This is a genomic window from Ralstonia nicotianae (genome assembly GCF_018243235.1).
Classification (GTDB): domain Bacteria; phylum Pseudomonadota; class Gammaproteobacteria; order Burkholderiales; family Burkholderiaceae; genus Ralstonia; species Ralstonia nicotianae.
The window spans coordinates 239789-254013 of sequence record NZ_CP046674.1 but is presented as its reverse complement, the minus strand read 5'-3'; the positions used below and the strand labels follow the sequence as shown (position 1 = coordinate 254013).

Here is a 14225-nt window from a genome sequence, read left to right as displayed (position 1 = left end):
TACTGGGTAGGGTGGAAGCGTTCGAGCGCGACAAAGCGTCGTGCGCGCCGGCCACCCAGCCGTTCAACGTCATCGTATCGACGGGACGGCTCAGGCTCGATGTGCCGCTGCCCTTCGCAATCCCGTGCGGTCAGCGCGCACAGTACGCGTTACTTTCCGACCTTGCGCGGCGCCATATGCTTCAGATACGCGATGATCAGATCGATCTCGCGATCGCTCAGATGATCCGGCGAGAAGGCCGGCATGGTCCGGGCGGGCCAGTCCCGGACCGAGGCCGGATTGCGGAGATAGCGATGCAATACGCCGGGCTGGAAGTACTCGGTCGGATTCATCGGCATGTTGAGGTCGGGGCCGACGGTTGCGCTGCCGGCATGGTTAAATGTGTGGCAGGCGAAACATTGCGTGATGAACAGGCTTTGGCCCGCGCGGACCCGATCGGTTGCCGGCAGCGCCGGATCGACGTTGAGCGCCGGCCATCGCGTGGCCGGGGACGGTTGCGTGGTGAGCTGCGCGACCTGGTAGGGCCATTGCTCGCTGCGCACGGACGCCGCGTCCTTGCCGATCCAGACCAGGTAGAACGGTCCCGCGCTGACCGGCTTGCCCGGCAGCTTCGGCCACGGATGCGCCGGGTCCTCGACGGCGAGCCATGCGACGGCACCCGCGGGGTTGCTGTTGCGCACGAGATCCATCGGCAGCTGCGCAGCGAAGCCGTCGGTCGCGCGGGCTTCGAGCACGCTGTCAGCGGGCACCACCGCACCGTCGAGCAGGTTGGGCAGCGGCACCGCGCGGTAAGTGGCCGACGTACCGTAGGCAACATCGCGCGGCACCTGGATCGTCGCCGCATCCGGGCGCGCCAGCAATGCCTGCTGCGTAAACGACCGGGTCTTGCCGCCGATCGTGAGTTCAACCTTGGGTTCGGCGGTCGCACCCTGTCCGATGACGCTGACCGTCAGCAGAAAAACCGCAAATAGCACGCGTTTCAACATGCGTTGTCCTTTATTTTTTTGTTCGAGCCGATGGCGGTGATTGGACCGCCGCGGCAGTGGGGAGAGATTCGCCGTCAGGCCGTCCGGCAGAAGAACGCGGAGGATCGCGGCGGCGAACGGTCGGCGCGTTCGCGCGCACCGCATGCGCAGCCGCGTCCGCAAGCCGATGACGGCACAGGGCCGCGAGGTGGGTACTCTATACCAGACAGGGATTGCGTCACGCTGCAAGGCGTTGCGCTGGCCGAGCGGCATGGCGAGGACGCGGTAGCCATGCGATGGCGCCCCGAGCGCGGCTTCCCAGGCCCGGATCGATGGTGCCTTGCCGCGAGATCAAAGCGCGAGGCGTTGGGAATGCGAACCGCTGGCGCACGAACGCTCCATGCCGGGGCTTGCCGGCATGGAGCGTCGACACATCAACGGGCCGGATCGGCGGCGCTCAGTGCCGCGTGTCCAGATAGCCGATCTTGGTCGTCACCGGCGCGAAGACACCGGCCTCGGTAAACCAGAGCAAGCCGGAGCGCGGGTCCAGCGCGATGTTGTAGTAGCCGCTGTTGGCCGACGGGATCATGTATTCCGTGATGCGCGCCTCGAAGGGATCGAGGCGGCCGATGAAGCCGGCGTCCGCCTCGAACCAGACGCGGCCATGCCGATCGACACGCATGTCTTCCGGCTCGGCCTTGGCGCTCGGGAGAGGATATTCGATCCAGCCCAGCGTCACGGACGGCTTGACCGCGTGGGCGCTGGGGGTGACCTGCGTCTTCGCGCCCGGCGTGCGCGCGGCCCGGATGGGCGACACCGATGCGGTCCGGCTGTCGGCCTTCAGCGCATTGGGCTGCACCACCTCATCGCTGTGCGGAGCGGCGAAGGGGTTGAGCAAGGCGATCGCATTGGCGTAGTACTCGGACACCCAGACCGACCCGTTGGCATTGGCCACCACGCCCGACGGCGTGCCGCCCAGCGTCGGCACCCTGTAGGTGCTGATCACGTTCGAATAGGGATTGAGACGGCGCACCTTGTTGGTACCGGCCGCGCCAATGCCATCGAAATTGCGCTCCACGAACCAGACATTGCCCCAGGGATCCAGGCTCAGCTGTTCCATGTTGTCGTCGGCATGCTCCAGCGTCACCGTCCACTCGGTGAACTCGCCATTCGGCGAGAGGCGACCGATGCCCGCGGTCTCGGTAAACCATTTGCTGCCGTCCGGGCCGACCTGGATAAAGAACGGCGATGCGCCGGACGGAATTGCGTAGGTCTCGACCGTCCCGGTGGCCGGGTCCAGATGCCCGATGGCGCGTGTCCCGCTGTCGGTAAACCAGATGCCGTCGTCCGCCACCTTGAGGATGAAAGGCTGACCCCCGTTGGGCACCGGGAATTCGGCCGAAGAGCCATCCGGGCGCAGCACGGCGATTTTTCCCGCCGTGGTTTCCGAGTACCACACGCTGCCGTCGCCGGCGACATCCACGCCCTGCGGCGAACTGGCGGCGGACGGCGTCGCGAATTCGCCGATCACGGCGTTGGCGCCCACCGCATTCGCGGCAGCCGAGGACGGGGCCGGCAGGCAGAGAAGGGCTGCGCCCACGATGGCCGGCGCGGCCAGGTACAGCAGGTGTTTCATCACATGGCTCCTTGTGAATCGTTCGGAATCGACCACCATTGGGGGGGAAGTGACGCACCCCAGACACATGATCGCAGCGTGTCCCGGGGGTGTCGGCTGGAGACGTGCATGGCGATCGGGGGAATACGCGGCAGCGTCATCGGATGACAGCACGGCGGTGCTTCGTGTTGTCCTCAATGATCGGTTACAGGCTGCATTTTCCTGGCGCGCGCGCTGCGCGGCTGCTTGCCGGGCGAAGACGTGGTGCCTGGGGGCGAAGTGGGGGTGTGGGGCGGTGTGGTAGGGCCGTCGGAGACGAAACCGGATGCGCGGCGGAACGCTTCGCGGCCTTCGGCGCACATCCCGCCTGTTCACGGGCAAGCGCCCGCGGTGACCTACGGGTCGTGGCGCTCAACTTCGATGGTCCGGCGCACGGTCTCAGGCATTCGCTTCATTCGGCGGCGAGGCTGGTGGCACGCACCAGAACCGGGCCAGGTCACGGCGCCATCGCCCACGGCGAGCAGCAGACCGGGATCGAGCGGGCCGAGCATGTTCATGTCCCCGCGAACCGCTCGCTGCTGTAGCGTGCTGCGGGCGTGCCGATCACGTTACCGTTGCCAACCTTGCTCCGGACCGTCCTTCTGGTCGCGATAGGTCCAGAACGTTCCGCAGGTCTGGCACACAAAGGTGCTGACGGTGATCGCCGCGGCCTTGGCTGGCTTGAGGCGTTGCGTATCCGTGATGCGCAGCAAGGCGTGCCCAGGCGCGCCGAGCTTGTGGAGTTCGATGGCCTGGCAAGCAGGGCAGAGAGTCATACCGCATTCCGTCCAGTGGGTAGGCCACTGTATCACGCTGGTGTATGGGAAAAAATCGCCGCCACTGGAGAGCCTCTGTCAGCAAGGCTGCACACAGCCAACGCGTGGACCTGAGGCACCGGACGTGCATCCCATCGCCGTTTCGCGATGTTTGTTGACAAGACCGCAACATACCTGTAAAAGGACCCTGCAGGATTTTCAAGCAGTAACCTCGAAGTATTAGGTGCTTGCCGACACGGCGCCACTTTTTTTCCTTGTTTCTTCCTTGATCGTCAGGCCTCGCCGGCGCTTTTGTTAGGCGAGAATTACTTTTTAAGGAATCCAAGCATGGAAACCGGTACCGTAAAGTGGTTCAACGAATCGAAGGGTTTTGGCTTCATCACGCCTGACGCGGGTGGAAACGATCTCTTCGCGCATTTCTCCGAAATTCAGGGCAGCGGCTTCAAAACGCTGCAAGAGGGCGAGAAGGTGCGTTACGTTGCTGGCGTCGGCCAAAAGGGCCCCGCAGCCACCAAGATCGAACGGATCTGATCCCGTCCTGACGCAAGTCGAATAAAAAAGCTCCGCAATGCGGAGCTTTTTTATTGGGGGTCATTCCTACCCAAGAAAATGGGAGAACACAGTCCGCACGGTTTCGGTCAGTGTTTTGCTGCCAGTTGGTCTATGACGGAAGCCGATGAAGCCATTGTTCCCGGGTGTCGGAAGCTAACGATGAGGTTGTTCAGGATATCCGCCCCACTTGAACGAACAACGGCGGCCCGTCTCCGTTCCGACCATCGCTCCGCCGAGTGTCTGCTTTTCGCTAACCGGCACACCGCCGCCGGTCATCTTCACGGTCGGCATTCCTTGCATCGAAGGGGCAAACTCGACTGCAGCATCCTTCGGGATCGTATGCGTCAGTTTTGCGATGGCAGGAGCAACGAGCTGCACGACGCATGACCGGGCGGTTCGGCTCGATTCCATCAAGCCGGCGCAAAGAAGCGCTCGCGCAGTTCTTCGAGGCCGAGCGTGCTGAGCACTTCAGCGAGCCGCTCAGTCGGACGCCGCCGAGGCAGGTCTTTGTACTGCGCAACGATCAGCTCGTTTTTCATCGAATGCTCCCAGCCGACGAGCTCCGTCACGCTCACCTGATAGCCGTGGGCTTCGAGCTGCAGGCAGCGCAGCACGTTTGTGACCTGGCTGCCGAATTCGCGCGTATGCAGCGGATGACGCCAGATTTCCGTCAACGCATTGCCGAGCGACTTGCCCTTGTTCCGGCGCAACACGCCGGCGACCTCCGCCTGGCAGCAGGGCACGAGCACGATGTACTGCGCATGCTTTTCGAGCGCGAAGCGGATCGCATCGTCGGTGGCGGTGTTGCACGCGTGCAGCGCGGTCACGACGTCGACGGCAGGCGGTAGGCGCTCCGACGTGATCGATTCCGCCACCGACACGTTCAGAAACGACATCCCCTTGAAGCCGAGCCGCGCCGCGAGCTCGGTCGACTTCGCCACGAGCGCTTCGCGCGTTTCGATGCCATAGATGTGCGAAGCACCGTCGCCGGGTTGCTCTTTGAAGAACAGGTCGTAGAGGATGAAGCCGAGGTACGACTTGCCCGCGCCGTGATCGACAAGCGATACATGTCCCTTCGCTTTCTGTACGTCGTCGAGCAGCGGCTCGATGAACTGGAACAGGTGATAGACCTGCTTCAGCTTGCGGCGGCTGTCCTGATTCATCTTGCCGTCGCGCGTCAGGATGTGCAGTTCCTTCAGCAACTCGATCGACTGGTTCGGGCGGATTTCGTGGGTTTTATTGGACATCGTCAAGGCCGCTTCGCGGCAAGTCGTACCGATACGTGCGGCAGCCTAGGGAAGAACGGAAACAATGGCGTCAGTTTACCGAAAAGCGTGTCGGGCCACGTCCGGTCGCCGCGTGTGAACGCAATGGGCAGCATGACTCATGTGCTTGAAGCCCGCCTTGTTCGTTTGCCCGAGCCAAGCCGGGATGGGACAATAGCGCCCCGCGCGTGCGTCCCAAGCGTCACCCGTTCCGCGTCATGACGCTCGTGGCGGGCGCCACAGCGTCCCTCTCTGATCCACCGCCGCATGTCCGAACCGCACAACGCTCCCCTGGTCGCCGTGATCGGCGCCGGCCCTGCCGGGCTGATGGCCGCCGAAGTCCTGTCTCGCGCAGGCGTGCGTGTCGAGGTGTTCGACTCCATGCCGTCGGCTGGCCGCAAGTTCCTGCTGGCGGGCATCGGCGGGATGAACATCACGCACTCGGAAGCGTTCGACGCGTTTCTCGGACGTTATCGTGCGCGCCGCGAGCAACTCGCGCCGCTCATCGACCGCTTCAGCCCCGACGCGCTGCGCGACTGGGTGCATGGGCTCGGGATCGAGACGTTCATCGGCAGTTCGGGCCGCGTGTTTCCGACCGACATGAAAGCGGCGCCGTTGCTGCGAGCGTGGCTGCATCGGCTACGCGAGGCCGGCGTGAAGTTGCATATGCGGCACCGGTGGGACGGTTGGAGCGCCGCACCGTCCGGTCAGGCCGATCAACCTGAGGCGCTGCGCTTCGAAACCCCTGACGGGGAGCGCCTCGTGCACGCCGACGCCGTGGTGCTTGCGATGGGCGGCGGCAGCTGGCCGCGCCTCGGCTCCGATGGCGCATGGGTGCCGCGCCTGGAAGCACGCGGCGTGCAAGTGCTGCCGCTCAAGCCCGCCAACTGCGGGTTCGACGCCGACTGGAGCGCGCATTTCCGGGAGCGCTTCGCGGGGCAGCCGGTGAAGTCCGTCGCGATCGGCGTCGCGTCCGGCGACGATGGCGCGCGGCAGTTCCGCCCGGGCGAGTTCCTCGTCACGCAGAGCGGCATCGAAGGCAGCCTGGTTTATGCGTTGTCCGCGCCGATCCGCGATGCACTCGAAGCCGGCGGCGAAATCACGATCTGGCTCGATCTGGCGCCCGGCTGGAGCGGGCAACGCGTCGCCGATGCGTTGATGCGGCCACGCGGCGCTCGCTCGATGTCGAGTCATCTGCAGAGCAAGTTGAATATCACGGGCGTGAAGCTCGGGCTGCTGCGCGAATGTCTGTCGAAAGACGCATTCGCCGATCTCGCGCAGCTTGCGCAAGCGATCAAGGCACTGCCGCTGCGGCTCACGCGCGCCCGGCCGATCGACGAAGCGATCAGCAGCGCGGGCGGCGTCGCGTTCGAAGCGCTCGATGCGAATCTGATGATCGCGCGCTTGCCCGGCGTGTTCTGCGCGGGCGAGATGCTCGATTGGGAAGCCCCGACGGGCGGCTACCTGCTGACGGCGTGTTTTGCGAGTGGAGCCGCCGCCGGGCACGGCGTGCTCGCGTATCTGGCAACGGCGGCGCGCGGATGAAGCGCTCGCTCAGACTTGCCGACAGGATGCATCGATTGCACTAGCGCGCTTTCAATCGCCACAACGACGTGACCTCGGCGGCGCGTGCCTGATAGAGCGGATCATTCGCATCCGACGCCTTCGGATGCTTCGGCTTGACGTCATCGCGGCCGACGACTTGCAGACCCGCCGCCTCGATCATCGCCAGCAGTGCATCCCGCGTGCGCAAGCCGAGATGCTCGGCGAAATCCGACAAGATCAGCCAGCCCTCGCCGCCCGGTTCGAGATGTGCGGCGAGACCGTCCAGAAAGCCTCGCAACATGCGGTTATCCGGGTCGTAGACGGCCCGTTCGATCGGCGAGCTTGGCCGTGCCGGAAGCCACGGCGGATTGCACACGATGAGCGGCGCGCGGCCCTCGGGAAAGAGATCGGCCTCGATGACTTCGACTTGGGATTGGAGCCCGAGGCGCGTCAGGTTTTCGTGGGCGCAGGCGAGCGCGCGCGCGTCCTGATCGGTGCCGACCACGCGCTTCACGCCGCGTTTCGCAAGAACGGCAGCGAGCACGCCGGTGCCCGTGCCGATGTCGAACGCCAGTGCTTGCGACGGCAGTGGCGCTTTCGCGACCAGATCGACATATTCGCCGCGCACCGGTGAAAAGACACCGTAATGCGGGTGAATGCGCGCGCCGCCCAGCGCTGGAATATCGACCCCCTTCTTGCGCCATTCATGCGCGCCGATCAGACCGAGCAGCTCCCTGAGCGATACGACCGAAGGTTCTTCGCCTGCGCCGTACGCTTCGGTGCAGGCTTCATGCACGTCGGGCGCCCGGCGCAAAGGGATCGTGTAGTCAGCGTCGAGTGGAATCAGCAGCATGCCGAGCGTGCGGGCGCGCTGCGATTGGGCCTGGCGATGGAGATTGAACGCGTCGACGGGTGAGGTTGCCGCCTTGGGCGGCTTGCGATCGGCGCGGCGGGACATCGCTTGCAGCAGTTGGCGCGCGTTCTGAAAGTCGCCGCGCCAGAGTATCGCGATGCCCTCGCACGCTTGGCGGTAGGCGGTGTCGGCCGTGATACGGTCATCGGCGACCGTGACGCGCTTGGGCGGCGGGGTGCCCGCTTCGGAGCGCCAACGGGCGGTGTGGGCGGTGGCGGTTTCGGCGTCGGTCCAACTGAGGGTGGGGTGATCGGTCACGGGGGCGAGTAGCGAAAAGCGGGGGAGCCATTGCGCGCGATCGGGAGCGCATCACGCGGGTTGTCGGCGACACGATACCGCTCTTTTGCGCGAATCGGGGGGCGGGGCGCTCTTTTGCGCAGTTCGATCACGGTGGTCGCGTGATCTTGCGAGTCATGCTCCCGTCCTGAACTGAATGGTACGGTCGGCCCGGCTGGCCTGCTCCGGCAGGGATTCGTCACGCGTTCGCCGCTCGTCTTCCTCCATCAAACCGCTGGAGCCGACGTCACGAGCCGCCGAGTCAATGCACGGTGCCGGCCTGCAATCGCAACGGAAGGGGGGTGTGGCTAGACATGCCGCTCCAACGGCAGCCAGAGCGTGAATTGTGTGCCTTCCGGCCCCGACGTCCAACGGACCGTACCGTCGATGGCCTGGGCGCGGCGCTGCAGGTTGCGCAGGCCGTTCCCCTTGCCCGCGGCGAGGGTTTTTTCGACATCGAAGCCCCGGCCGTTGTCTACGATGCTGACCAGCACACCGGTCGACTCCACCGCCGTTCCTACCCGGATCTCGCTCGCCTGCGTGTGGTGCAGGATGTTGGCAATGCTTTCCTGCACGATGCGCAGGATGTGCAGGGCACTGGAGGGGTCCAGCCAGGTGAGCGTCGGCAGCTTCCGGACTTCCCACAGCAAGGCGATGCCCGTGCCCTCCAGGCGCGGTTCCAGCCGGAAGCGCAGCGTGGCCAGCAACAGCAGCAGGTCGGCCTCCACCGGCTCCATCGAGTCGATGGTCAGCTTCAGATCGTCAAGGCAGCTCTTGAGGATTTGCGAGACCTTGGCATCGCTGACGGCCCCGCGCTCGACCGACCGGATGGCGCTGATCAGGGACGCACCGAGACCGTCGTGCATGTCCTGCATCAGGCGCTGCCGTTCCGCGCTGATCGCTTGCTGCCGCTCAGCGGCACGTAGCCGCTGATGGCTGCTTTCGAGTTCGGCTTCGCGGTGTTTGAGGCGCTGCGCGAGGTTCGCGTTGGTCAACTCGACCTCGCTGATGGCATGGACGTAGCGCCGGTACATCAGGATGCCGAAAATGCCGAACGTGATGGCATTGGTATAGGCCCCGAAATACCAGCCTTCCGGGCTGACGAAGTTGTTTTGCAGCAGCCAATCGGACACGCCCAGCAACGTACAGACGCTGACGCCGATCGCCACCAGTACGCCTTCATTGGACCGGCGCCAGGCGCTGATGCCGCCCACCAGCCCGACGGCCGCCCCCATGAGCGCTGCCATCGGATAAATCAGCGGGGTGACTTTCGGTGTGTTCGGCAGTACCGCCAGCCACGGCAGCGTCAGCACGCCGATCAGGCCGGTCACCCCGACCAGCGCCCGCGTAAACCATGTCAGCGCGCGGCCATGCAATTGGCGCAGAAAAAAGTGCACCACGGTGACCAGCCACAGCAGGGAATTGACCGTCAGCCAGGCGAACCCGTCATTGGCGATCGGCAAGTCCGCGTAGAAGTGCAGCCCCCGTAAAAACGAGGTGACAGCCAGATTGAAGAACAGTAGATAGCCCGTTTCGTGGCGGCGCTTGAACCAGACAAACAGGGCAAAAATGCCCACTGCCAGGAACGCCGCGCTGAGCATTCTCGGGAGCTCCTGCTGCAGCCATTGGCGTACGTGATAGCGCACCCGCAGCGTCTCGACGGGGCCCAGCCACAGCGAGGACAAGGCCACCTGGGTCCGCTCGGTATGCTCCAGGCGGATGAGGATTTCACGCACCGGCGCGTCGTCCGCATGCCGCTCCAGCACCACCCACAGCGGGGTCCGGGTACTGTTCCACAAGGGCCCCTGCTGCTGCGCCCGGTGCACCAGCTCGCCGTTGACATACACCGCGATGGTGCCGTCAGTCTTGACGCGAATGCCATACAACGCCAGCGGGCCGGAATGCGGGGGCAATGGGGGGACGGCGAGCCTGAGCCAGGTGGTCTGCCCGGCCGTGGTGATTGCGTTGGCATGGGCCTGACGCAACAGGGCGATGGGCAAGTCCAGGGGCAGCGCGACATGCCGCCATGCATTCGGCAAGCTGTGGCTGTCCAGCGTCGCCGACGGCGTCGTGAAACCCCGCGCATCGGTGACCTGCCACTCGGCCTGCGTCAGATGCAGGTTTGCTGCGGGGAATGACTCGCCATCGGCGTCCAGGTAGATGGCGCCCACAATGACGAGCAGCGCCATGGAAAAGACAAAGATTGCGTAGGCGGGAAGGTGTGTGGGGCGGTATCTCATGCGGCGCCGATATCGCCATGCTCGAAAAAGCCGGCTGTTCAGTAGGAAATGCGGGCAAGCCCTGCCTAGTCGGACAACAGCCCCAGCGTCCGGGCCTCATAAATGGCTTCGGCCTTGGAGGTGACCTTGAGCTTGCTGTAGATGCGCCGCACGAAGGTCCGCACCGTGAAATGGGACAACGCCATCAGCTTGGCGATCTCCTGCGCTGTGAAGCCCTTGGTGATCAGGTCCAGCACCTCTTTTTCACGCGCCGACAACAGGGGCGAAGACGCCGAAGCGGGCGCCTCGTCTGCCGCGCTGAGGGAGCCGCCTTGCCGGAAGCGCGCCAGGATCTGCCGGGCGATGAGCGGGCTGATCGGGCTGCCGCCGCTGGCGAGGCTGCGGATTTCGTCGAGGATTCTGGCCGCTGAGCTGTCCTTGAGCAGATAGCCGGCCGCGCCGACCTCGATCGAACGCATCACGTGGATTTCGTCGCCGAAATTGGTACTGACCATGATGCTGCAAGCGCTCCATTTCCGGGCGGCAGCTTCGATCACGTCGATGCCCGAGCCGTCAGGCAACCCAAGGTCGACCAGCAGCACATCCGCCGGCGCGCCATCGAGCAGCAGCAGGCCTTCGGCACGGGAGCCGGCGACGCCCGTCAAGTGCATATCCGGCGCGCACGCCAGGGCCTGGGTCAAGGCATCGAGAAAGCCGGAATCGTCCTCGACGATCGCGACGCGGATGGATGGCAGTTCCGGAGCGGTACTGGAGGGACACATGGACCGTCGTTCTAAGGGCGGCGGGGGGACGGCCCGTGTAGCGCATTTGTGCGACAGATGGGATCAAGCCCCGTGAATATACTCGGCGCGCTTGCAAAAAGGCAACACGAAAAAATGCAGGTGCGCCATCGCGCACCGCAACCAGGAACGGGGGAATTTTCAGCATGAATCAGCGCGCCCATTATCGGCCCAGGCAGACAGCCATGACGCTGGCCGTCGCGGCCCTGGCTGCGATGACGCAGATGCAGACGGCGGAGGCCGCAACCGTGAGCAGCCCCTTCGGGGGCATCTACGTCTGGAGCATTGGCGATCTTTCCGTCACATCGACCATTTCGGGCGGGGGGATCGGCGTGGCAGCCTTCGCCCTCGGTACCCTCGGCACGCTGAGCAACAGCGGCGTCATCAGCGGCGGCTACGGTTTCTACACCTCCGGCGCGGTAGCCGCGCTGCACAACGCGAGCGGCGGTACGATCAGCGGCACCGGCAACGACGGCGTCTTCAACACCAGCAACAGCACCATCGGGACGCTGACCAACGATGGGGCCATCAGCGGCGCCCACTACGGCGTTCTCAATTACTACGCCGCGACGATCAATACGCTGACGAACAGCGGTGCTATCACTGGCGGCGTTGTCAGCGGCAGCGGCAGCTGGGCCGGCATCGACAACGCCGGGTCGATCGGCACGCTGACCAACACCAGCAGCGGCACGATCAGCGCCACCGGCAACGCTTCCGGCGTGTACAACACATACATGATCGACACGCTGTCCAACAGCGGCCTGATCACCGCCGACTCGCGTGGCATCCTCAACAACGGCACGATCACCACGCTGATCAACAACAGCGGCGGCACCATCAGCCACAGCGGCTCCGCTTTCGGCGACGGCATCGACAACAACGGCGGCACGATCGGCACGCTCACCAACAGCGGGGTCATCAGCGCCGCCGGCAGCACCGGCTACGGCAACGGTATCGACAACAGCGGCACGATCACCGAGCTGACCAACAACAGCGGCGGCACCATCGCCGGCAACTACACCGGCCTCTACAACAGTGGCACGATCGGCACGCTGACCAACCATGGCGCCATCATCGGCGGCTACAGTGCCGGCGTCGCCAATGACGGCACCATCGGTACGCTGACCAACAGCGGCGTCATCACCGGTTCCAACAGCTACAGCGGCAACGATGGTTTCGGCGTCAAGAACTCGGGCACGATCACCTCGCTGACCAACGCCAGCAGCGGTACCATCAGCGGCACGGTGAGCGGCAGCGGCGCTGCCTACGGCGTCTTCAACGGCGGCACGATCGGCTCGCTCGCCAACAGCGGCCTGATCACCGGCAGCACCTACGCGCTGTTCAACGATACGGGCGGCACGCTCGGCCCCGTCACCAATGCGGGTGTGATCGCCGGCAACATCGGGAACCTGTCGAGCAACAACCTGAGCATCAGCGGGGGCACGGGCACGACCTTCGGCACGCTCACCGGCTACGGCGGCGGCGGCACCCTCGGCACCATCGACAATCCCAATTCGAGCGTGGTGTTCGCCTCGGGCAATCTGCTGCTCAACGACAACATCAACCTCGGCAGCGGCACCATCAACGCGGTGAACAACACCGGCTCGGCGGTGGTGCAGGTCAACCGGCCGGTGACCATCACCGGCAACTACAACCAGGGCAGCGGCGCGACGCTGCAGATCGGCGTTGCGGGCGGCGCCACCACGCAAGGCACCCTCGCCACGGACGCCGGCTACGGCCGGCTGGTCGTGACCGGCAATACGACGATTGCGCAGGGTTCGTCGATCACGCTGCAGTCCAACGGCTACGCCTTTGCTGCAGGGCAACGCTACGTGGTGGTGGACACGGCCGGCACGGCGACCTACAACGCGGGCAGCCTGCGGTATGCGATCAACGGCTATGCCTCCAACGTGACGGGCGCGGTCGTGGCCAACGGCGGCAACAGCGACCTGGTGCTGACCGTGGTCAGCGCGACGTCGCTGTCGTCGCCCGCGACGCCAAGCCCGACCACGAGCACAACCACCACCACAACCACAACGCAGAACCCGGCATCGATCGCCACCGTACCGAACGCGGTGGCCTCGCTCAATGGCCTGTTGAGCTACACCGGCATCAGCAGCCCCAATCTGCTGAATCTGTATAACGCCGCGCTGGGTTCCCTGAGCGAGGGGTCGACGGCAAGCGCCAACCAGATCGGCAAGCAACTGGGTGCGACCCAGACCGGGTGGGCGCCCGCTGCGCCGACATTCGATGCGCTGAACGTGGTGGGTGCGCACGTCAACACACTGCGCCTGGCGCAGGCGGCGGGCACAACGGGGGTGGCGACCGGCGACAGCCCGGCGTCGTGGGGCGTGTGGGGTCAGGCATTCGGCGGCCACGCCCAGCAGAACGAACGCGACCAGATCGATGGCTACAGCGCGAACTACGGCGGCTTGCTGATCGGCGCGGACCGTGAGATCAACGACCGCTGGCGCGCCGGCGGCGTGTTCAGCTACAGCAACACGGCGATCGACAACACCGGCGATACCTCGGGCAACTCCGCCCGTGTCAATGGCTACGGGCTGATCGGCTACGCGAGCTATACCGGCAACCCGTGGTACGTGAACCTCTCGGGCGCGGCAGTGCAGCAGCGATACGACACGAGCCGCCTGGTGAGCATGCAAGGCCTTTCGGGCACGGCCAGCGGGCATTTCAGCGGCCAGCAGTATGTGGCACGCACCGAGGCCGGGTATCCGCTGTCGGTGGGTAGCGTGACGCTCACGCCGCTGGCGAGCCTGACGTACAGCTACCTGACCCAGGACAGCTATACGGAGAACGGCGGTAACGGGGCCGCCCTGTCGGTGGGCTCCACGCATGTCGGCTCGGTCAAGAGCGGCCTGGGTGCCAAGCTGGAGAAAGGCTTCGCGACCCGCTACGGCCAGATCGTGCTGGAGGCGCGGGCACAGTGGATCCACGAGTACGACCATGCCAGGCAGGTGACGAGCGCAAGCTTTGCGGCGGACGCAACGGGCCAGACGGCGTTCACGACGGTGGGCATGACGCCGGTGTCGGACCTCGCGGATATCTCGCTGGGCGCGACGCTGCTGCGGGCGAACAACCTGAGCCTGTCCGCGCGCTACGAACTGCAGGCGGGCCGGGGCTTTGTTTCGCAGACGGGGAGCGTGCGCCTGCGGCAGCTGTTCTGATGCATCGGCGCTGAAGGATTGCAGTTGAAGGACCGCCGGATCGTCTACGCGTCTGTCTCCCGACAGTGCGCGTAG

Annotated in this window: 11 protein-coding genes; 3 read left to right on the top strand and 8 right to left on the bottom strand. The window is 65.1% G+C overall.

The window, feature by feature from the left end:
* Positions 1-149: 149 nt before the first annotated feature.
* The 3 genes from GO999_RS01120 to GO999_RS01110 form a co-directional block, all read right to left on the bottom strand.
* Positions 150-986 carry a c-type cytochrome gene (locus GO999_RS01120; protein ID WP_011003043.1) on the bottom strand — a complete coding sequence of 279 codons (837 nt, stop codon included), beginning with the start codon at positions 984-986 and terminating at the stop codon, positions 150-152.
* 436 nt (positions 987-1422) lie between these two features.
* Complete coding sequence (locus tag GO999_RS01115) at positions 1423-2601, bottom strand: Vgb family protein (RefSeq protein ID WP_071507821.1); 1179 nt, start codon at positions 2599-2601, stop codon at positions 1423-1425.
* Positions 2602-3188: 587 nt separating this feature from the next.
* Positions 3189-3395, bottom strand: coding sequence for a hypothetical protein (locus GO999_RS01110; protein WP_019718985.1), 207 nt, complete (start codon positions 3393-3395; stop codon positions 3189-3191).
* A 327-nt stretch (positions 3396-3722) separates the two neighbouring features.
* On the opposite strand from GO999_RS01110, the gene GO999_RS01105 reads away from it, so the two are divergent.
* The gene (locus tag GO999_RS01105) at positions 3723-3926 is read left to right on the top strand and encodes a cold-shock protein (protein ID WP_011003045.1); all 204 of its coding nucleotides are present in this window, start codon (positions 3723-3725) and stop codon (positions 3924-3926) included.
* 174 nt (positions 3927-4100) lie between these two features.
* Here the strand turns inward: GO999_RS01105 and GO999_RS01100 are convergent, their stop codons facing one another.
* Together GO999_RS01100 and GO999_RS01095 are read right to left on the bottom strand one after the other, a co-directional pair.
* The gene (locus GO999_RS01100) at positions 4101-4325 is read right to left on the bottom strand and encodes a hypothetical protein (protein ID WP_249215047.1); all 225 of its coding nucleotides are present in this window, start codon (positions 4323-4325) and stop codon (positions 4101-4103) included.
* Positions 4326-4357: 32 nt separating this feature from the next.
* On the bottom strand, positions 4358-5194 hold the full coding sequence (locus tag GO999_RS01095) for a class I SAM-dependent methyltransferase (protein WP_011003046.1): 837 nt from the start codon (positions 5192-5194) through the stop codon (positions 4358-4360).
* A 285-nt stretch (positions 5195-5479) separates the two neighbouring features.
* Between GO999_RS01095 and GO999_RS01090 the strand changes: the two genes are divergently transcribed.
* Positions 5480-6757: a BaiN/RdsA family NAD(P)/FAD-dependent oxidoreductase gene (locus GO999_RS01090; RefSeq protein ID WP_211906481.1), complete on the top strand. Its 1278-nt coding sequence runs from the start codon at positions 5480-5482 to the stop codon at positions 6755-6757.
* Between the two features lie 40 nt (positions 6758-6797).
* On the opposite strand, the gene GO999_RS01085 is transcribed toward GO999_RS01090, so the two are convergent.
* The 3 genes from GO999_RS01085 to GO999_RS01075 all read right to left on the bottom strand — a co-directional run bounded on the left by GO999_RS01085 (position 6798) and on the right by GO999_RS01075 (position 10947).
* Positions 6798-7928 carry a methyltransferase gene (locus tag GO999_RS01085; RefSeq protein WP_197361427.1) on the bottom strand — a complete coding sequence of 377 codons (1131 nt, stop codon included), beginning with the start codon at positions 7926-7928 and terminating at the stop codon, positions 6798-6800.
* A 326-nt stretch (positions 7929-8254) separates the two neighbouring features.
* Positions 8255-10186, bottom strand: coding sequence for a sensor histidine kinase (locus GO999_RS01080; RefSeq protein ID WP_211906480.1), 1932 nt, complete (start codon positions 10184-10186; stop codon positions 8255-8257).
* Between the two features lie 65 nt (positions 10187-10251).
* Entirely contained in the window at positions 10252-10947 is a 696-nt protein-coding gene (locus tag GO999_RS01075) for a response regulator (protein WP_011003050.1), read from the bottom strand.
* Positions 10948-11111: 164 nt separating this feature from the next.
* Here GO999_RS01075 and GO999_RS01070 point away from each other — a divergent pair, with 164 nt between their 5' ends.
* Positions 11112-14150 (top strand): autotransporter outer membrane beta-barrel domain-containing protein, encoded by a 3039-nt coding sequence (locus GO999_RS01070; RefSeq protein WP_211906479.1) that lies wholly within the window; start codon positions 11112-11114, stop codon positions 14148-14150.
* Positions 14151-14225 lie beyond the last annotated feature (75 nt).

What these genes read in the sequence shown, in the direction of transcription:
- GO999_RS01120 (WP_011003043.1), bottom strand. Translation starts at nt 986, where the DNA reads ATGTTGAAACGCGTGCTATTTGCGGTTTTTCTGCTGACGGTCAGCGTC.
- GO999_RS01115 (WP_071507821.1), bottom strand. Translation starts at nt 2,601, where the DNA reads ATGAAACACCTGCTGTACCTGGCCGCGCCGGCCATCGTGGGCGCAGCC.
- GO999_RS01110 (WP_019718985.1), bottom strand. Translation starts at nt 3,395, where the DNA reads ATGACTCTCTGCCCTGCTTGCCAGGCCATCGAACTCCACAAGCTCGGC.
- GO999_RS01105 (WP_011003045.1), top strand. Translation starts at nt 3,723, where the DNA reads ATGGAAACCGGTACCGTAAAGTGGTTCAACGAATCGAAGGGTTTTGGC.
- GO999_RS01095 (WP_011003046.1), bottom strand. Translation starts at nt 5,194, where the DNA reads ATGTCCAATAAAACCCACGAAATCCGCCCGAACCAGTCGATCGAGTTG.
- GO999_RS01090 (WP_211906481.1), top strand. Translation starts at nt 5,480, where the DNA reads ATGTCCGAACCGCACAACGCTCCCCTGGTCGCCGTGATCGGCGCCGGC.
- GO999_RS01080 (WP_211906480.1), bottom strand. Translation starts at nt 10,186, where the DNA reads ATGAGATACCGCCCCACACACCTTCCCGCCTACGCAATCTTTGTCTTT.
- GO999_RS01075 (WP_011003050.1), bottom strand. Translation starts at nt 10,947, where the DNA reads ATGTGTCCCTCCAGTACCGCTCCGGAACTGCCATCCATCCGCGTCGCG.
- GO999_RS01070 (WP_211906479.1), top strand. Translation starts at nt 11,112, where the DNA reads ATGAATCAGCGCGCCCATTATCGGCCCAGGCAGACAGCCATGACGCTG.